19 protein-coding genes are annotated in these 20171 nt (G+C 39.7%); all 19 read left to right on the top strand.

What is annotated here, in order from left to right; translation table 11 throughout:
- Window positions 1-14: 14 nt before the first annotated feature.
- The 19 genes from OK414_RS21600 (at window position 15) to OK414_RS21510 (ending at window position 19907) form a co-directional block, all read left to right on the top strand.
- On the top strand, window positions 15-1544 hold the full coding sequence (locus tag OK414_RS21600) for an ABC transporter ATP-binding protein (RefSeq protein WP_034649261.1): 1530 nt from the start codon (window positions 15-17) through the stop codon (window positions 1542-1544).
- Window positions 1541-2602: an ABC transporter permease gene (locus tag OK414_RS21595; protein WP_016765365.1), complete on the top strand. Its 1062-nt coding sequence runs from the start codon at window positions 1541-1543 to the stop codon at window positions 2600-2602. Before OK414_RS21600 ends, OK414_RS21595 begins: the two co-directional genes overlap by 4 nt.
- Window positions 2599-3558 (top strand): ABC transporter permease, encoded by a 960-nt coding sequence (locus OK414_RS21590; RefSeq protein ID WP_013084750.1) that lies wholly within the window; start codon window positions 2599-2601, stop codon window positions 3556-3558. The genes OK414_RS21595 and OK414_RS21590 overlap by 4 nt, the downstream gene beginning before the upstream one ends.
- A 258-nt stretch (window positions 3559-3816) precedes the next feature.
- Window positions 3817-5112 (top strand): EF-P 5-aminopentanol modification-associated protein YfmF, encoded by a 1296-nt coding sequence (yfmF, locus tag OK414_RS21585; RefSeq protein WP_013058812.1) that lies wholly within the window; start codon window positions 3817-3819, stop codon window positions 5110-5112.
- Window positions 5099-6382 carry an EF-P 5-aminopentanol modification-associated protein YfmH gene (yfmH, locus tag OK414_RS21580; protein ID WP_025750276.1) on the top strand — a complete coding sequence of 428 codons (1284 nt, stop codon included), beginning with the start codon at window positions 5099-5101 and terminating at the stop codon, window positions 6380-6382. The genes yfmF and yfmH overlap by 14 nt, the downstream gene beginning before the upstream one ends.
- Before the next feature lie 63 nt (window positions 6383-6445).
- A complete protein-coding gene (ymfI, locus tag OK414_RS21575) occupies window positions 6446-7171 on the top strand; it encodes an elongation factor P 5-aminopentanone reductase (RefSeq protein ID WP_013084748.1) in 726 nt (241 codons plus the stop codon).
- Between the two features lie 65 nt (window positions 7172-7236).
- Window positions 7237-7497, top strand: a complete 261-nt coding sequence (locus OK414_RS21570) for a DUF3243 domain-containing protein (protein WP_013058809.1) — start codon at window positions 7237-7239, stop codon at window positions 7495-7497.
- 213 nt (window positions 7498-7710) lie between these two features.
- On the top strand, window positions 7711-8502 hold the full coding sequence (locus OK414_RS21565; protein WP_034649265.1) for a DUF3388 domain-containing protein: 792 nt from the start codon (window positions 7711-7713) through the stop codon (window positions 8500-8502).
- A gap of 12 nt (window positions 8503-8514) precedes the next feature.
- Window positions 8515-9498 (top strand): helix-turn-helix domain-containing protein, encoded by a 984-nt coding sequence (locus tag OK414_RS21560; RefSeq protein WP_228459493.1) that lies wholly within the window; start codon window positions 8515-8517, stop codon window positions 9496-9498.
- A 144-nt stretch (window positions 9499-9642) separates the two neighbouring features.
- Window positions 9643-10227 carry a CDP-diacylglycerol--glycerol-3-phosphate 3-phosphatidyltransferase gene (gene pgsA / locus OK414_RS21555; protein WP_034649266.1) on the top strand — a complete coding sequence of 195 codons (585 nt, stop codon included), beginning with the start codon at window positions 9643-9645 and terminating at the stop codon, window positions 10225-10227.
- Between the two features lie 16 nt (window positions 10228-10243).
- A complete protein-coding gene (locus tag OK414_RS21550) occupies window positions 10244-11485 on the top strand; it encodes a competence/damage-inducible protein A (protein WP_034649269.1) in 1242 nt (413 codons plus the stop codon).
- Window positions 11486-11684: 199 nt separating this feature from the next.
- Window positions 11685-12722 carry a recombinase RecA gene (recA, locus tag OK414_RS21545; RefSeq protein ID WP_013058804.1) on the top strand — a complete coding sequence of 346 codons (1038 nt, stop codon included), beginning with the start codon at window positions 11685-11687 and terminating at the stop codon, window positions 12720-12722.
- Between the two features lie 280 nt (window positions 12723-13002).
- Window positions 13003-14562: a ribonuclease Y gene (gene rny, locus OK414_RS21540; protein WP_013058803.1), complete on the top strand. Its 1560-nt coding sequence runs from the start codon at window positions 13003-13005 to the stop codon at window positions 14560-14562.
- 81 nt (window positions 14563-14643) lie between these two features.
- The gene (locus OK414_RS21535; protein WP_028410858.1) at window positions 14644-15441 is read left to right on the top strand and encodes a TIGR00282 family metallophosphoesterase; all 798 of its coding nucleotides are present in this window, start codon (window positions 14644-14646) and stop codon (window positions 15439-15441) included.
- Between the two features lie 223 nt (window positions 15442-15664).
- Window positions 15665-15925, top strand: a complete 261-nt coding sequence (spoVS, locus tag OK414_RS21530) for a stage V sporulation protein SpoVS (RefSeq protein WP_003181955.1) — start codon at window positions 15665-15667, stop codon at window positions 15923-15925.
- A 75-nt stretch (window positions 15926-16000) separates the two neighbouring features.
- On the top strand, window positions 16001-16918 hold the full coding sequence (locus OK414_RS21525; protein ID WP_034649274.1) for a dipeptidase: 918 nt from the start codon (window positions 16001-16003) through the stop codon (window positions 16916-16918).
- Window positions 16919-17102: 184 nt separating this feature from the next.
- On the top strand, window positions 17103-17279 hold the full coding sequence (locus OK414_RS21520) for a hypothetical protein (RefSeq protein ID WP_155276292.1): 177 nt from the start codon (window positions 17103-17105) through the stop codon (window positions 17277-17279).
- A gap of 17 nt (window positions 17280-17296) precedes the next feature.
- On the top strand, window positions 17297-19054 hold the full coding sequence (locus tag OK414_RS21515) for a 2-oxoacid:acceptor oxidoreductase subunit alpha (RefSeq protein WP_047930762.1): 1758 nt from the start codon (window positions 17297-17299) through the stop codon (window positions 19052-19054).
- Window positions 19041-19907 carry a 2-oxoacid:ferredoxin oxidoreductase subunit beta gene (locus OK414_RS21510; RefSeq protein WP_013058799.1) on the top strand — a complete coding sequence of 289 codons (867 nt, stop codon included), beginning with the start codon at window positions 19041-19043 and terminating at the stop codon, window positions 19905-19907. The genes OK414_RS21515 and OK414_RS21510 overlap by 14 nt, the downstream gene beginning before the upstream one ends.
- The last annotated feature ends 264 nt before the right edge of the window (window positions 19908-20171 follow it).

Genomic DNA, 20171 nt, shown 5'->3' with positions numbered 1-20171 from the left:
AGGGAGTGAAAGCAGTGGAATATGTTATTGAAATGCTAGATATTCGCAAAGAGTTTCCCGGTATTGTCGCTAATGACAATATTACACTCCAAGTGAAAAAGGGAGAAATTCATGCTTTGTTAGGAGAAAATGGTGCGGGTAAGTCAACGCTGATGAACGTTTTATTTGGGCTTTATCAGCCTGAAAAAGGGCAGATTCGTGTAAACGGCCAAGAAGTCAACATCACAGACCCTAACGTAGCGAATGACTTAGGAATTGGGATGGTTCATCAGCATTTTATGCTCGTTCAAAACTTTACAGTAACAGAAAATATTATTCTTGGAAACGAACCGACGCGAACGGGAAAAATTAATATTAAAAAAGCAGCTCAAGATATTCAAGAGCTTTCAAATCAATATGGATTATCGGTAGATCCATATGCGAAGATTCAAGATATCTCAGTTGGCATGCAGCAGCGAGTGGAAATTTTAAAGACGCTTTACAGAGGAGCTGACATTCTTATTTTTGATGAACCTACTGCCGCCTTAACACCTCAGGAAATTACGGAATTAATTCAAATTATGAAAAAGTTAATTCAAGAAGGAAAGTCGATTATTTTAATTACGCATAAATTAAAAGAAATTATGTCAGTGTGTGACCGCTGTACAATTATCCGAAAAGGCGTCGGGGTTGGCACGGTAAATGTGCAAGAGACCAACCCTGATGAACTTGCTGCTTTAATGGTAGGAAGAGAAGTGCATTTTAAAACTGAAAAGAAAACAGCGACTCCAAAAGAAGCTGTGTTAACAATAAAAGAATTAGTAGTAGAAGACAGCCGAGGAGTAGAGGCTGTAAGTTCACTTGATCTAAGCGTTCGGGCAGGCGAAATTGTAGGCATCGCGGGTGTAGATGGTAATGGTCAAACAGAGCTGATTGAGGCAATTACGGGTCTGAGAAAAATAAAGTCGGGCTCGATCACATTAAAAAATCAAGAATTGTCTACGTTATCCACTCGTAAAATTACGGAGTCAGGAATAGGACATATTCCGCAGGATCGTCATAAGCACGGACTGGTATTAGATTATACAATAGGTGAAAATATTGGTCTTCAAACGTATTATCAAAAGCCGATGTCTAAATCAGGTATTTTAAATTATAAAGAGATGTATAAAAAGGCAAAAGAACTAATTGCAGAATATGATGTGCGAACGCCTAGTGAATTTACACAAGCGCGATCGCTATCGGGCGGAAATCAGCAAAAAGCCATTATTGCCCGTGAAGTAGACCGCAGTCCGGAACTATTAATTGCGGCTCAGCCAACGAGGGGGCTGGACGTAGGAGCCATTGAATTTATTCATAAAAAGCTGATTGAAGAACGAGATAAAGGACGAGCAGTGCTGCTCGTTTCACTAGAACTCGATGAAGTAATAAATTTAAGCGATCGCATTGCGGTTATTTATGAAGGGAAAATAGTCGACATTGTAGATCCAAAAGAAACGAATGAACAAGAGTTAGGCTTATTAATGGCAGGCGGTACGCGTGAGAAAGCGGGTGGAACAGCATGAATAAACTTGTGAAAAATGAACGTGTAATGATGATTTTGATCCCTGTTGTATCGGCCATATTAGGACTCATTGCCGGAGCGGTTATTATGTTACTAGGCGGCTATGATCCAATGCTTGGCTATCAATCTCTTTTTGACGGGATGTTTGGAACGCCAAAAGCCATTGGAGAAACGATTCGTGCCATGACTCCTCTTGCTCTGGCTGGTATCGCGGTTGCGTTTGCTTATAAAACTGGTCTCTTTAACATTGGAGTAGAAGGACAGCTTTTAGTTGGCTGGTTGGCTTCAGTATGGGTTGGGTATGCGTTTGATTTACCAGCGGTCATTCATATTCCTTTAGCTGTATTAGCAGCAGCTGCAGCTGGAGCAGTTTGGGCGTTTATTCCAGGATTTTTAAAAGCAAAATTTCATGTTCATGAAGTAATTGTTTCCATAATGATGAACTATATTGCCCTTTATACAACGAGCAGCTTAATCCGTACGTATTTATATGCGGGTAATGAAAAATCGTATGATATTAAAGAATCGGCATCTTTAGCATCAAGCTTTTTAGCACAGTTAACCAATAACTCCCGCCTTCATTACGGCATTCTTGTTACCATCGCTGCAGCCGTCGTAATGTGGTTTATTTTGAATAAAACAGCTAAGGGCTTCGAGCTAAGAGCTGTTGGTTTTAATCAACATGCTTCACAGTATGCAGGAATGAATGTAGGCCGAAACATTGTATTATCCATGGCGATTTCAGGCGCTTTTGCCGGGCTTGCCGGGGCAATGGAAGGGCTTGGAACATTTCAGTATATGGGCACATTCACTGCGTTTACGGGTACGGGGTTTGACGGTATCGCCGTAGCCCTTTTAGGAGCTAACAGCGCAATTGGAATTTTATTAGCTTCATTCTTTTTCGGAGGATTGCAAACGGCGGCTCCTCAAATGAACTTTATGACAGGGGTACCGTCTGAATTAATTCAAATTGTCATTGCGCTTATTATCTTTTTTGTTGCATCTAGTTATTTAATTCGCTGGGTGCTTGGCCGTGCAGGCAAGGGGGGAGCAAAATGAACTTCTTAGAGGTGTTAGCCATTATTATTCCAGCGGCGCTTTATTCAGCTGCACCGCTTATCTTTACCGCGCTTGGAGGGATATTTAGTGAACGTTCCGGGGTCGTGAACATCGGATTAGAAGGGCTGATGATGTTTGGCGCGTTCACAGGTATTGTTTCAACCCTTTTACTTCAGGATTCATTAGGTGCTTGGGCCCCGTGGGTAGCGATAGTAATTGCGGCTGTTGTTTGCGCTGTGTTTTCGCTGATTCATGCTGTTGCAAGTATTACATTAAAAGCAGATCAAACTGTAAGTGGTGTAGCGCTGAATTTTCTAGCTGCGGGTCTTTCAATCTTTTTAATCAAAAAGATTTTTGGGAAAGGACAAACAGATTTTATCCAATTCCGTATCGATAAAGTAAGTATTCCAGGTCTATCAGACATTCCAGTAATCGGCAAAATTCTGTTTTCGAATGTTCCTATTACGTCTTACATTGCAATTGCGCTAGCTTTTGCTGTATGGTACATCATTTATAAAACGCCGTTTGGTCTTCGTCTTCGTTCAGTTGGTGAACACCCAATGGCAGCAGACACGATGGGGATCAAAGTTGTAAGAATGCGTTACGTTGGCGTTATGATTTCCGGCATGTTCGCTGGAATCGGCGGAGCGGTGTATGCTACGTCTATCGCTACAAACTTTGCAGCGGGAACGATTGCTGGACAAGGGTTCCTTGCTATTGCAGCTATGATTTTTGGAAAATGGCATCCTATTGGTGCTTTAGGTGCAGCCATGTTTTTCGGATTAGCACAGTCTTTGAGTATCACGGGAGCTCAGATTCCGGTTATTCAAGATATCCCATCCGTCCTTTTAACCATTGCACCGTACGTATTAACAATCTTAGCACTCACTGGTTTTGTAGGACGTGCTGAGGCTCCTAAAGCGCTGGGCGTTCCTTATGAAAAAGGCCGCCGCTAATAAATCCTCTATACGAGGTCTAACAATGACTAAAGTTGGATAAATATAGAAGGTGGAGACAAAGGAATCATATTCTTTTCTCCGCCTTTTTTTCATTGAGAGAAAGAATATGAAAAGAAATGAGGAAGCGCGCGGCAAGTTACTTGAAAATGTTTCCTTGAATTCGATATAGTGGTTATAAGACTAAAATTAGCGTTAAAGATTCAAAATAGAAGTATTGTCTAGTTAATACATCAAAATTTAAAAGGAGGTTTATATATGAAATTATTGACTGAACAAAAACATGAACTAGAAGGATTGACTGTTCATACCATTCAAACAGCTAAGTACAAAACAAACACGTTCATTTTAAAACTAAATGCCCCTTTAGATAAGAAAACGGTGACAATGCGTGCCCTTTTACCTTATGTGCTTCAAAGCGCTACCGAGTCGCTGCCGTCTACGACAAAGCTTCGTACATATTTAGATGAGCTTTATGGTGCTACTTTACAAGTAGACTTAACAAAAAAAGGTGATAACCACGATATTACGATTCGCATTGATATAGCGAATGAAAAATATTTGAAAGATTCAACTCCGCTTTTGCAAAAAGCGTTAGCGCTTCTTGGCGATATTTTATTAAAGCCAGCAGTTGAAGGGGACTCTTTTTTAAAGGATATTATGACAAAAGAAAAGCGTTCGCTTCGTCAGAGAATTCAAGCCGTATTTGATGATAAAATGCGCTATGCTAATTTAAGACTAGTCGAAGAAATGTGTAAAGAAGAACCTTACTCTTTACATGTAAACGGTCAAATTGACGACGTGGAAGAAATTACAGGTGAAAGTTTGTACGCCTATTATCAGCAGGTGTTAAAAGAAGATGCCATTCACCTTTATGCTATTGGAGATTTGCAAGTCGAAGAGGTTTTACAAACAGTAAAAGAAACATTTACGTTACCAAAGCGCGAGCAAAAAGACATTGAAGATTCTATTACGTCTAAAGATATCTCAAAAGTAAATGAAGTAGTGGAAAAACAAGAAGTAAAACAAGGGAAATTAAATATTGGCTACCGCACAAATGTTGTATACGGAGATAGACAGTATTTTGCTCTGCAAGTATTTAACGGTATATTCGGAGGTTTCTCACATTCTAAGCTATTTATCAATGTGCGTGAAAAAGCAAGCTTAGCCTATTATGCCGCTTCAAGGGTAGAAAGTCATAAGGGATTACTGATGGTCATGTCGGGTATTGATGCTAAAAATTACGACCAAGCCGTGACCATTATTAAAGAACAAATGCAGGAGATGAAGCAAGGGTCGTTCACAGACGGCGAAATCGCTCAAACAAAAGCCGTCATTCACAATCAGCTGCTTGAAACGGTGGATACTCCACGAGGACTAGTAGAGGTTATGTATCATAATGAATTAACAGGCAAAGACATTTCAATTGACGAATACTTAAAGCATATTGATGCGGTATCTAAGCAGGAAATTATTAAAGTGGCTGAGAAAATTGAAATGGATACAATTTATTTCTTAACAGGAACGGGCGGTGAAGAAAATGGAGAAAATTGAATTTTCGCAGCTTCAGGAACAGCTGTATCATGAAAAAATGGATAACGGGCTGCAGGTATATATTTTGCCAAAGCCGGAGTTTAACAAAACGTTTGCTACCTTTACAACGAACTACGGATCGATTGACAATCAATTCGTACCACTAAATGAAAATGAAATGACAAAAGTTCCGGACGGAATCGCACACTTTTTAGAGCATAAATTATTTGAAAAAGAAGACGGGGATGTCTTTCAGCAGTTTAGTAAACAAGGCGCTTCGGCCAATGCATTTACTTCTTTTACCCGCACAGCTTACTTATTCAGCTGTACGTCAAATTTTGAAGAAAACCTTGAAACATTAGTGGACTTTGTACAAGAGCCGTACTTCTCAGAAAAAACGGTCGAAAAAGAAAAAGGCATTATCGGTCAAGAAATTACAATGTATGACGACAATCCGGACTGGCGCTTGTATTTTGGCACCATTCAAAATATGTACAAAAACCACCCTGTTAAAATTGATATTGCCGGCACGATCGAATCGATTTCACATATTAATAAAGATTTGCTGTATACATGCTATGAAACGTTCTACCATCCAAGCAACATGCTGTTGTTCATTGTAGGTCCTGTTGATGCGGAAAAAGTAATGAAGCAAGTTCGAGATAATCAGCAGAAAAAAGATTATAAAGAAATCTCTGACATACAGCGTCATTTTGACGAAGAGCCTGAAACGGTGGATCAAGAAAAACAAGTACTAAAAATGCCGGTGCAGTCTTCTAAATGTATGGTGGGTCTAAAAGCGAAAAATCCGCAGCGTTCAGGTGGAGAAATGCTTAAATATGAGTTAGCAATGAATATTATTTTAGATTACGCATTTGGAAAAAGCTCTTCGTACTATGAGGAGTTATATGCAGACGGGCTCATTGATGAAACATTTGCTTATGATTATACGGAGGAAAGAGGATTTGGTTTTGCTCTTATCGGAGGAGATACGGACCAACCGGAGCAGCTGTATGATCGAGTTAAACAAATTTTACTTGAAATGAAAACAAAATCACTAACAGAAGAGGAGCTTGAGCGTATCCGTAAAAAGAAAATCGGCGGATTTTTACGTTCATTAAACTCACCTGAGTTTATCGCTAATCAGTTTACACGCTATGCATTTAATGATATGAATTTATTTGATATTGTTGAAACGCTGGAAAAACTGAAGGTGAACGAAATAAAAGATGTGCTAAACGAGATTATTGATGAAAAGAACTTTACGGTTTGTGAAGTAGTACCTAAATAAAGATGATTGTTGCCAAAAAAGCTGATGTTCATCAGCTTTTTTGCATGTAAAGGAGAGAAGGTTATGGAGAAATTTGCCCTTGTGACAGGTGCAAGCGGAGGAATTGGCACAGCGATTGCTAAGCAATTGGCTGAGGATGGATATTCGCTTATTTTGCATTACCATCAACGAAGAGACAGAATAGAGGCGCTTGCACATGAGCTTGCTGAAAAGGTAAAAACGGTGTTTACGGTACAAGCGGATTTATCATGTAAAGAGGGAGTGGAGAAGTTTTTAGAGGAAATTATTGTTCCGGTAGAAGTTATTATTCATAACAGCGGACGAAGCGTTAGCGGGTTAATGACAGATACTCCGGCAAAAGAAACTGAAGAAATGATCTATCTTCACATCACGGCTCCCTTTGTTATTACCAAAGCTTTATTACCTAAAATGATTAGTGCTAAAAGCGGACAAATCATCATGATTTCTTCCATTTGGGGACTTACAGGAGCTTCATTTGAAGTCCTTTATTCAATGGTGAAAGGTGCACAAAATACATTTGTAAAAGCTTTGGCAAAAGAGGTTGCACTAAGTGGGGTTCGAGTAAATGGAGTTGCGCCCGGAGCGATTGAAACGGATATGATGGCCAGCTATTCAAAAGAAGAGGTCAAAGAGCTGGCTGAAGAGATCCCTTTAGGAAGAATAGGATATCCAAAAGAAGTGGCAGAGGCGGTTTCATATTTAATATCTTCACGAGCTTCCTACATAACGGGACAAATATTATCGGTTAATGGCGGCTGGTACATATAAAGTGTGCATAAAATCAAAAACAAGGTACAAACTATGATATGAATAAACCTTAAGGAGGGCTACTCATGTCAGTATTAGAAAACTGGGATAGCTGGAAAGATTTTTTAGGCGACCGTTTACATCATGCGCAAAACGAAGGAATGCAAGAAGAAGTTATTCATGATCTTGCTTATCAAATTGGTGGATATTTAGCAAACCAAGTTGATGCAAAAAATGATCAAGAGCGAATTTTAGCAGACCTTTGGAGCGTTGCTTCTAAAGAAGAGCAGCATGCGATTGCGAGCAGCATGGTGAAATTAGTTCAAAATAACGGATCAGTAAAATAAGTTATCGTTTCTAAAAAGGAGCTAATTCACCGTGTGTGAGAGCTCCTTTTTTCTTAGAAATAAATAGTACAAATAAATAAGCGCTTACATACATAACAAATGTAGAACTACTTGTCTTTAGGGTTTATAATATAATGGAAATCATTTATAGTTAAACTAGGTGAAAAAAAGGGGGCACCTCTCGAAGGCCAGCCAAGAAATGGGAGGGGTTTGATGGAGAAAATTGAGTGGTATTTAGAATATCAAATACAAAAAAATCGTCCGGGTCTTTTAGGTGATATTTCATCGCTTCTTGGAATGTTGTCAATTAATATTGTCACAATTAATGGAGTGGATGATATTCGCCGTGGATTATTGCTGCGCTGTGATTCACATGAGCAAATAGACAGGCTTGAATCTATTTTGAAAACAATGGATAATATCATTGTGACAAAAATGAGACCGCCTAAATTGCGTGATAAGTTAGCAGTGCGTCACGGTCGCTATATTCAGCGGGACGCAGATGATAAAAAGACGTTCCGTTTCGTAAGAGATGAATTAGGTTTGCTCGTAGATTTTATGGCGGAACTGTTTAAACAAGACGGTCATAAGCTTATCGGCATTCGAGGTATGCCGCGAGTAGGCAAAACCGAATCCATTGTAGCAGCTAGCGTATGTGCGAACAAAAGGTGGCTTTTTGTGTCTTCTACACTCTTAAAACAAACGATTCGCAGTCAGCTTATTGCTGACGAATACAACGCCGATAATATTTTTATTATTGACGGGATTGTATCGACAAAACGAGCGAATGAAAAGCACTGGCAGCTTGTACGAGAAATAATGAATGTACCCGCGACAAAAATTGTGGAGCATCCGGATGTATTTGTACAAAATACCGAGTATTCGTTAGATGATTTTGCCTACATTATTGAAATAAGAAACGACCCCAATGAGAAAATTACATATGAAATAATGGAAGGTCCTCAAATGTTTCAAGACGGTGGATTATCGATGTTTGATTTTTAGCATAATTGGTAGGTGTTAGCATTGACAGAGTTAGGACAAAGGTTAAGACAAGAACGAGAAAGCAAAGGATTGTCGTTAGAGGATTTACAAAAACTAACGAAAATTCAAAAACGCTATTTACTTGGCATTGAAGAAGGCAATTATGAGGTTATGCCCGGGAAATTTTACGTACGAGCGTTTATTAAGCAATACTGCGAAGCAATTGGGTTGGACACAGATGCTATTTTTGAAGAATACAAATCGGACATTCCTTCAACTCAAACAGAAGACATGCCGCAGCAGCTTTCGCGCGTTCGCAGCCGCAAAGAAATTCCTCAGCATACAAAAGGAGTTTCAAAAGCATATGACTACCTTCCAACTGTTCTAGTGGTGGCGGGAGTTGTAGTTGTTGGGATTATTATTTGGGTAATCGCTCAAAATATCGTCTCGGATAAAAACAAGGAGCAGGCTAATCAAGAAGCTCCAAACAGCGAAGTTCAGCAGTCTAATACGCAGGAAGAAACGAATGAAACTACTGCAAAAAATGACAATAGCAACTCAGAAGATGAACAAAGTGCTGCTGATAAGAAAGAACAAGAAAAAGAAAAAGCTGAAAAAGAAAAAGCCGCAAAAGAAAAAGCTGAGAAAGAAAAAGCTGAAAAAGAAAAGAAAGACAGCGGTAAACAAGAATACAAGGAAGTTCAAAAAACAGGCAGAAGTGCTACGTATGCTCTTTCCGGTACAGATGCATTTAATCTAGAAGTAACATCCACTCAAGCAGATACTTGGTTAGATGTAAAAAATGGAAAAGGAAATGCTTTCTTTAGCTCCATTCTAAAAAAAGGTGAAACAAAAGAATTTGATTTGACGAAAGAAACTGAAGCTCGTGTCAACATCGGTTATTCACCTGGGGTAGAGTTAAAAGTAAATGGAAAAGCGGTTGACTTGCCGTTTGATTCATCCAAGCAAGTTCGACAAGTTGTAACGATTCAATATCAGCCGGCAGAAGCACAGTAAACACCCTGTTTTAAAAAGTGATCAGGGTGTAAATAAAGATAATATGTGAATTAATCACTCATTCACGCTATAATAAAACTAAAGCCGTGCAAACAACTTCGTTTGCACGCTTTCAGTTTGTAACAGTAATTGGAGGCAGAAGAAGTGAATTTACCAAACAAGATTACCATTTCGCGGATTTTTCTAATTCCCGTATTCCTCATTTTTATGTTGGTGCCGCTACCATTTGGCACAGTAGAGGCGGCAGGAAAAGAGATTCCGATCGCTCATCTATTAGGGGCAGCATTATTTATTATTGCATCTACAACAGACTGGATAGACGGATACTATGCTCGAAAGTACGATTTAGTCACGAACTTGGGCAAATTTTTAGATCCACTAGCAGACAAGCTATTGGTTTCAGCTGCGCTTGTAGCTATTGTTGACTTAGATTTAATTGCAGGTGCAGGATGGGCTGCTATCATCATTATTAGCCGTGAATTTGCTATCACAGGTTTAAGACTTGTACTAGCAGGGGAAGGGGAAGTTGTAGCAGCAAATATGTTAGGTAAAATTAAAACATGGACTCAAATTTTAGCTATTTCAGCTATTCTGTTGTATAACTTGCCTTTTGAATGGGTTTCCATTCCATTTGCTAGCGTAATGCTTTGGATCTCAGTGATTTTTACGGTTATTTCAGGCTGGGACTACTTTGCTAAAAACAAACAGGCTTTTGTTAATTCAAAATAAGTAAGATGGAGATGATATGATGAACGCTGAAATTATTGGAGTCGGCTCTGAGCTGCTGCTTGGACAAATTGCCAATACAAACGCTCAGTATTTATCGAAAAAATTAGCCGAACTTGGAATTAATGTTTACTATCATACGGTAGTAGGAGATAATGCACAGCGCTTAAAAGAAGTGATTGCTACAGCTCAAACGCGTGCAGAGTTAATTATTTTCACAGGCGGGCTTGGTCCTACAAAAGATGACTTAACAAAAGAAACAATTGCGAGTGTGCTAGGAGTAGAGCTGACAACAAATGCAGAAGCACTTGAAAGCATTGAAGCCTATTTCAAACAGTCAAATCGTATCATGACACCTAACAATAAAAAACAGGCAATTGTGCTAGAAGGTTCGGCAGTGCTCCCTAACGATTACGGAATGGCTCCAGGTATGGGGCTTACGGTAGAGGGAAAACACTATATGTTATTCCCCGGGCCTCCAAAAGAGCTTTATCCAATGTATGAATCGTATGGTCAAGAATTTTTAGCTCAAAAGCTTGAATTAAAAGAAAGTATTGAATCACGCGTTCTTCGCTTTTTCGGAATAGGGGAATCACAGCTTGAGACGGAAATTGAAGATTTGCTTGATGCGCAAACCAACCCGACGATCGCGCCGCTAGCAGGAGATGGAGAAGTGACGCTTCGCTTAACTGCTAAGCACGCTGATGCTGCTGAAGCACAGCGCATGTTAGACGAAATGGAAAAAACCATTTCAGAGCGCGTAGGCGAGTATTTATATGGATACGAAGCAACTTCTTTACATAATGAATTGGTAAAAGAATTAACGGCACAAGGATTAACGATTGCTTCAGCCGAAAGTTTAACCGGCGGTTTATTCAGCGAACGTTTAACATCTGTTTCAGGTGCTGGAGAAGCTGTAAAAGGCAGCCTGGTCGCCTATCATTATGAAATCAAGCAAAATATTCTCGGAGTGAGCGAACACACGCTGAATCAGTACGGAGCCGTTAGCGAGCAGTGCGCGGCTGAAATGGCTCAGCGTATTCAACAGTTATGCAAAACGGATATTGGCATCGGGTTTACAGGTGTAGCTGGACCCTCCAAACAAGAAGGACATCCTGTAGGAACAGTATATATAGGGGTAGCCTATAAAGATCAAGCTCCTCAAGTTTACAGCCTGCAGCTATCTGGAAGCCGCCAGGGGATTCGTTCACGAACGGTTAATTATGGCTGTCATTACGTATTAAAGATGATAAAGAAATAAAGAAAAAAGGCTGTTTGGTTTTTCCAAAACAGCCTTTTTTTTATAAAATAACAAACGAACATTTATTCGCTTTTTGCTTGTCAAACGACTCAAAAACTAGTATAGTAAGTTATAGAAAGTTGTTAATTCGACATTGCTACTACATCGTAGTAAGTTTGCAGTTTATAGATGATTTCAAAGAGATAGAGGAGGAAATTGAGTGAACGATCGTCAAGCAGCCCTTGATATGGCTTTAAAACAAATTGAAAAGCAATTTGGTAAAGGTTCAATTATGAAATTAGGTGAACAAACGGAAAAAAGAATTTCTACAATTCCAAGTGGTTCATTAGCGTTAGATATAGCCTTAGGTGTAGGTGGATATCCACGTGGACGTGTAGTTGAAGTATATGGTCCAGAAAGCTCAGGTAAAACAACAGTTGCTCTTCATGCGATTGCAGAAGTTCAACAGCAGGGCGGACAGGCTGCATTTATCGATGCGGAGCACGCGTTAGATCCTGTATATGCTCAAAAATTAGGTGTGAATATTGATGAGCTATTATTATCTCAGCCTGATACGGGAGAACAAGCTTTAGAAATCGCTGAAGCTTTAGTTCGAAGCGGTGCAGTAGATATTATCGTTGTTGACTCAGTAGCAGCATTAGTGCCAAAAGCGGAAATTGAAGGAGAAATGGGAGACTCTCACGTGGGTCTACAAGCTCGTTTAATGTCTCAAGCATTGCGTAAACTATCTGGAGCTATCAATAAGTCTAAAACAATCGCTATCTTTATTAACCAAATTCGTGAAAAAGTCGGCGTTATGTTTGGTAATCCTGAAACAACTCCTGGTGGACGTGCGCTTAAATTCTATTCTTCAGTGCGTCTAGAAGTGCGTCGTGCAGAGCAGTTAAAGCAAGGAAACGATATTGTAGGTAACAAAACAAGAATTAAAGTTGTGAAAAACAAAGTAGCTCCGCCTTTCCGTGCTGCTGAAGTAGATATTATGTACGGAGAAGGTATTTCAAAAGAGGGTGAAATTTTGGATATCGCTTCTGAACTAGATATTGTTCAAAAAAGTGGATCTTGGTATTCATATAATGACGAGCGTCTAGGTCAAGGTCGTGAAAATGCAAAACAATTCTTAAAAGAAAATACTGATATTCGTCAGGAAATTGCGGGACAAGTGCGTGAACATCATGGTTTAGACCAAGATGGAGAGCCAGCTCCTGAGGATGACGATCAAGGCGATTTAAATATTTAATTTGCTGCGAGATAAAAAAAGACTCCTCTATTTCAAAGAAGGGGTCTTTTTTTTGTAAAAATTGTTAATGCTAGAAAAGTAACATACGAAATTTCAATATATACTGTAGAGGCAGGCTTGACAATAAAAATGCACAGATTTACAATTAAGATGTATATTTTCCCTTTTTAAAACATTTTAGCGTTTAAAAGCCTTTGTGTGTATATTGAAAGGTGAATACGATGTACATGCCGACATGAAATTTAAAACTTACAAGTTTATAGCAAGGGGAGGTGAAATGATGGATACTAATACAATCATCTTCGCTTTGCTTGGCCTAATCGTCGGTGCAGTTGTTGGCTTTTTTGTTTGTAAATCGATTGCTGAAGCTAAAATTGCGGGAGCAAAGTCTAGTGCAGAACAAATTATTGATGAAGGAACCCGCGAGGCGGAAGCTTTGAAAAAAGAAGCTTTACTAGAAGCGAAGGATGAAATCCATCAGCTTCGTACAGAGGCAGAACAAGATATTCGTGATCGTCGAGCAGAACTTCAAAAACAAGAAAATCGATTAATGCAAAAAGAGGAAAATCTTGATCGTAAAGACGAATCACTTGATAAACGTGAAGCGTTACTTGAAAAGAAAGATGATTCTCTTACTGTTAAACAACAGCATATTGAAGAGATGGAAAGCAAAGTTGAAGAAGTAGTACGTGCACAGCAAACAGAGCTAGAGCGCATTTCAAGCTTAACAAGAGAAGATGCAAGAGCGATTATTTTAGATCGTGTTGAAAATGAACTTTCCCACGACATTGCAATAATGGTAAAAGAAACAGAAAACCGTGCAAAAGAAGACGCCGATAAAAAGGCGAAAGAAATTCTTTCACTTGCTATTCAGCGTTGCGCAGCAGATCATGTTGCTGAAACGACTGTCTCAGTTGTTAACTTGCCAAATGACGAAATGAAAGGCCGAATTATCGGTCGAGAAGGTCGAAACATCCGTACGCTTGAAACTTTGACAGGAATTGATCTTATTATTGATGATACGCCAGAAGCAGTTATTTTATCAGGATTTGACCCAATTCGTCGTGAGACAGCAAGAATTGCACTTGATAAACTCGTTCAAGATGGTCGTATCCATCCCGCGCGTATTGAAGAAATGGTTGAAAAATCTCGCCGTGAAGTGGACGAATATATTCGTGAAGTTGGTGAACAAACGACGTTTGAAGTCGGTGTTCACGGGTTGCACCCAGACTTGATGAAAATTCTTGGTCGCTTAAAATTCAGAACAAGCTATGGTCAAAATGTGCTGAAACATTCAATGGAAGTAGCGCATTTATCAGGACTTATGGCTGCTGAATTAGGTGAAGATGAAACGTTAGCCAAACGAGCAGGATTGTTACATGATATTGGTAAAGCAATTGATCATGAGGTAGAAGGAAGTCACGTAGAAATCGGTGTTGAATTAGCTACAAAGTATAAAGAACATCCGGTTGTTATTAACGCGATTGCTTCTCACCATGGAGATACAGAACCAACATCAATCATTGCTGTACTAGTTGCAGCAGCGGATGCATTATCTGCTGCAAGACCAGGTGCTCGTAGTGAGACATTAGAAAACTACATTCGTCGTCTTGAAAAGTTAGAAGAAATTTCAGAGTCTTATGAAGGCGTTGAAAAATCATTTGCGATTCAAGCAGGGCGTGAAGTTCGTATTATGGTGAAACCAGATACGATTGGTGATCTAGAAGCGCATCGACTTGCTCGAGATATCCGAAAACGAATTGAAGATGAGCTGGATTATCCTGGCCACATCAAAGTAACCGTTATTCGTGAAACAAGAGCAGTAGAGTATGCAAAATAAAAATGAAGTGGCGTTTCGCCACTTTATTTTTTTTCGTAGAGATGAAGATGCAGATTAAGAATGAAGTATAGGAGCTTTTACATGAGAATTTTATTTATTGGAGACGTAGTTGGTTCTCCAGGCCGTGAAATGGTTGAAGAATATTTACCAAGATTAAAAAGAAAATACTCTCCGGGACTTACAATTGTGAATGGAGAAAATGCAGCTTCAGGAAAAGGCATTACTGAAAAGATTTATCGTCAGTTCTTGCAAGCAGGGGCTAATATTATTACCCTTGGTAACCACGCGTGGGACAAACGTGAAATTTTTGATTTTATTGACGATGCAAAAAATCTTGTTCGTCCAGCTAATTTTCCTGAAGGTACACCCGGCAAGGGAATTACGTATTTTACGTACAATCAGCTTGAGGTAGCCGTGATTAATTTACAAGGGCGCACGTTTATGGCTCCGCTTGATTGTCCATTTCAAAAAGCGGATGAAATGATTGAAGAAGCACGTCAGCGCACTCCGCTCATTTTTATTGATTTTCATGCTGAAACAACAAGTGAAAAGCAAGCGATTAGCTGGTATGTGGACGGTCGTGTCAGCGCTGTTGTCGGCACTCATACGCATGTTCAAACAGCTGACAATCGTATATTGCCAAAAGGAACAGCCTACATCTCTGACGTAGGAATGACGGGACCATATGACGGCATTTTAGGGATGGAGCGCGAAGCTGTTATTAAGCGTTTTTTAACGTCTCTTCCTGTTCGATTTGAAGTGCCAAAAGAAGGAAGAACGCAGCTTAGTGGAATCGTTATCGATATTGATCAAAAGACGGGGAAAGCAACAAAAACAGAGCGAATTTTAATTAACGAAGACCATCCGTTTTTTGAATAAAGGGAAAAAGTCAATGTGTCGAAAGACGATACGTTGGCTTTTTTATTTTGTCAAAAACGTAAAAAGAAAAAAGAAAGGTGTAGAAATATAAGTTTTTGAATATTTAGGAAAAACAAGCAGGAATACGTTTGACATATCGTGAATATAGTAACATTGAAATCAATTAAGTCATTGGTCTAATGATCTCTCATCATACATTGTAAAGAATAAGGAGGAGCTAGATATGGAAATATTAAAAGTTTCAGCAAAGTCTAATCCAAATTCAGTTGCTGGTGCCTTAGCAGGCGTGCTGCGCGAACGCGGCGCAGCAGAAATTCAAGCCATTGGGGCCGGGGCGCTTAACCAAGCAGTAAAAGCTGTAGCAATCGCAAGAGGGTTCGTTGCACCAAGTGGGGTTGATTTAATCTGCATCCCAGCTTTTACAGATATTCAAATTGATGGAGAAGAGCGAACAGCCATTAAATTAATTGTAGAGCCGCGATAATTATAAAAACCACGGACCTGTAAAGCATAGAAGCCAAACAGGTCCTTTTTGTATAGAGTTAAAGGGGTGTGGGTTGTGATATTTGATGCTCATTGTGATGTATTGATGAAGCTCTGGTTAAATAAACGTTTATCTTTTACATATGATTCAGCGCTGCATGTGACGTTAGAAGGAATAAAAAAAGCAAATGGGAAAGTTCAGCTATTCGCTATTTATATTCCAGAAGCAGTTCCGGCAGCTCAGCGCTTTGATGTTGCGTTAGAAATGATACAGCTGTTTCAGAGTCATATTTTGTCGCTTCCCGGTGTGAAATGGGTTCGTTCAAAACGCGATATAGATAGCTTGAAAAAAGGTGAAATAGGAGCAATGCTGACGCTTGAAGGGTGCGATGCCATTGATACAAGTTTAGTTCGCTTAAAGACGCTTTTTTTACTGGGTGTACGTTCAGTAGGTTTGACATGGAATTATAGCAATGCCGTGTGTGACGGTATTTTAGAACCTCGAGGCGCAGGGTTATCTTCTTTTGGAAGAGAAGTTGTTGAATTGAATAATGAACATAAAGTGTGGACGGATGTATCTCATTTATCGGTAAGAGGTTTTTGGGATGTGATTGAGCTAGCACAATATGTAGTGGCTACTCATTCCAATTCACACGTATTGTGTTCTCACCCGCGGAATTTAAGAGACGATCAAATTCATGCTTTAATAAAGCGAAACGGCGTGATTGGCATTACGTTTGTGCCTGAATTTTTAACGAGTTCTGCCAAAGCGCAAATAGAGGATGTGATCCGTCATCTTGATTACATGTGTGAAAGAGGAGGCGAATACTCCGTTGGTTTTGGCTCTGACTTTGACGGCATTGACAAAACGGTTCATCGTCTCGGAAGATATGAACAGTATACGAATTTAATCGAAGAACTCCTTAAGCATTACACTGAGGAGCAGGTAAAACGTTTTCTGTTTCAAAACTTTGCTGATCGTGTATGCAGCTAATAAAAAAAGAGCTTTTTCTTCTTGGAAAAGCTCTTTTTTATAGAAGTTATTTATATACTAATGCCTCATGTGAAGGCAGAAAAGATCATTAAAAAACTTCATCTTATTCATTAAATATAAATATAATTAAAACGATTGAGAATTCAATGGAAAGGGTTGCATTTTTCTGGCAATCGGAATAAAATTGAAAACGGATTATGGAGCTGTTCAAGCAGAAACGTATCCTGCACAGCGGCAAGGTGCTGTGGGAGTTTTGCAGATGATTTTGGTTCGTGAAATGCAGAAGCAAATGAAATCGTTTGCTAATTTACTTTTTTCAGTTTTTATCAATAAAATAGATTTCTATATTATGAGCAATTAAAGGAGTGGCGTTGATTTATGGTACAGCAACTTTCATGGAAAGTTGGCGGACAGCAGGGTGAGGGAATCGAAAGTACGGGAGAAATTTTTTCAACCGCTTTAAATCGATTAGGTTATTACTTATACGGCTATCGTCATTTTTCTTCTCGTATCAAAGGTGGACATACAAATAATAAGATTCGAGTGAGTACAACTCAAGTTCGATCTGTGTCAGATGATTTGGATATTTTAGTTGCGTTCGATCAGGAAACAATCGATGTAAACGTCCATGAGCTGCGCGTAGGAGGCGTTGTAATTGCAGATGCGAAATTCAACCCAAGTCTGCCCGAAACATGTACAACTGCTACGCTATATGCTGTTCCGTTTACGGAAATTGCAACGGAATTAGGAACGTCGCTAATGAAGAACATGGTTGCTGTAGGCGCTTCAAGTGCTGTGCTTCATATTGACACAGAAGTATTTGAAGAAGTAGTACTTGAAATCTTCGGTAAAAAGGGCCAAAAAGTTGTACAAAAAAACATGGAAGCTATTAAAAAAGGTGCAGATTACATTCGTGAACAGCTAGGCGAACAATTAGAAACAATGAAACTAGATCCAGCGGATGGTAAAAAACGTATGTTTATGATTGGAAACGATGCCATTGCGCTAGGTGCTTTAGCCGGTGGGGCTCGTTTTATGCCAGCATATCCAATTACCCCTGCTTCAGAAATCATGGAATACTTAATTAAAAAGCTTCCTCAATTCGGTGGAACCGTTATCCAAACAGAAGATGAAATCGCAGCATGTACGATGGCTATCGGAGCTAACTATGCAGGCGTACGCGCGCTGACAGCATCAGCTGGACCAGGTTTATCCTTAATGATGGAGTCGATTGGATTAGCGGGCATCACTGAGCAGCCTGTTGTGATTATCGATACGCAGCGCGGCGGTCCTAGTACAGGGCTTCCAACTAAGCAAGAACAGTCTGATTTAATGGCTATGATTTACGGTACGCACGGTGAAATTCCGAAGATCGTCATGGCGCCAAGTACGGTTGAAGAAGCATTCTACGATACGATTGAAGCGTTTAACTTAGCAGAAGAATATCAGTGTCCAGTTATTATGCTAACGGATTTACAGCTTTCACTTGGGAAGCAATCAGTAGAACCGCTTGACTATAACCGCGTTGAAATCCGCCGCGGTAAGCTTCACCAAGGAGAGCTAGAAGAGCTGGAAGAAAAACAGTACTACAAGCGCTACCGCGTAACAGAAGACGGTGTATCACCACGCGTCATTCCAGGAATGAAGCATGGAATTCATCACGTAACAGGAGTAGAACATGATGAGACAGGAAAGCCATCTGAATCTCCGGTGAACCGCGATGATCAAATGAATAAGCGTCTTCGTAAAACAAAAGGAATTCGTTTTAATACGCCAATTCATGTTCACTCTCATGAAAAAGAGTCTGATATTTTATTTGTTGGATTTAATTCGACGCGTGGAGTTATTGAAGAGGCAATGGAACGTTTGGAACAGGACGGTATAAAAGTAAATCACGCTCACATTCGTTTAATTCATCCTTTCCCAACTGACGAACTGCTTCCTTACGTGCAAGGAGCTAAAAAAGTAGTCGTCGTTGAAAACAATGCTACTGGACAGCTTGCTAATATTTTAAAAATGAATATTGCAAGTCATGATAAAATTCAAAGCGTATTGAAGTATGATGGAAATCCATTTCTTCCGCAAGAAGTATACGCAAAAAGTAAGGAGATGTTTGTGTTAAATGGCAACGTTTAAAGATTTTCGTAACAGTGTAAAACCTAACTGGTGTCCGGGGTGTGGAGATTTCTCCGTACAAGCAGCCATTCAACGCGCATCTGCTAACGTAGGTTTAGAACCTCATGAGCTTGCTGTTATTTCAGGTATTGGATGTTCTGGACGTATCTCTGGTTATATTAATTCATATGGTTTTCACGGTATTCACGGACGTGCGCTTCCAATCGCTCAAGGTGTAAAAATGGCTAATCGTGACTTAACCGTTATCGCATCTGGCGGCGATGGAGATGGGTTTGCTATCGGTATGGGACACACGGTACACGCGATTCGCCGAAACATCGATGTGACGTATATCGTAATGGATAACCAAATCTATGGTTTAACAAAAGGACAAACATCTCCTCGTAGTGAAGTAGGATTCAAGACAAAAAGTACGCCTGAAGGATCAATTGAGTCGTCTTTATCTGTCATGGAGCTTGCGTTAACTTCTGGAGCAACGTTTGTGGCTCAAAGCTTTTCAACGAATTTAAAAGAGTTAACAAGCTTAATTGAACAAGGCATCCAGCATAAAGGTTTTTCTTTAATTAACGTATTTAGCCCGTGCGTAACGTATAACAAAGTGAACACGTATGATTGGTTTAAAGAAAACCTAACTAGTCTTAGCACAATTGAAGGTTATGATGCAAACAATCGTATGCAAGCTATGCAGACGTTAATGGAGCATAACGGCTTAGTAACAGGACTTATTTATCAAAATGCGCATCAGCCGTCGTATCAGCAGCTTGTTCACGGTTATAGTGAAGAGCCGCTGTCAAAAGCAGACTTAGGTATGACTGAGGAAAAGTTTGATGAGCTAGTAGCTGAATTTATGTAAAAGAGGCTGCAATAAAAGCAGTTTAGTAGAGAGAAGATCCGAACGGTGAACTGAGATTCTTGATGGAGAATCCAACTCGTTCGGATTTTTTCATAGTGATAGCGAACGTAGGTTTCATGTAGTGAGTGGTTTCTAGCTGTTAATTGGAGAGCTAGGAGAAGGCTCCTGCGAGAAAAGCGAAATAGGTGAGAACCCGCGGGAGCGGAAGCGACGAGGAGGCTCATCGACCGCTCGCCGAAAGCGAAGTTTTGCACAGAAATCAAC

It is taken from the genome of Priestia sp. JV24, from assembly GCF_025910025.1.
GTDB lineage: Bacteria > Bacillota > Bacilli > Bacillales > Bacillaceae_H > Priestia > Priestia megaterium.
This window is presented reverse-complemented; position numbering and strand designations above follow the sequence as displayed.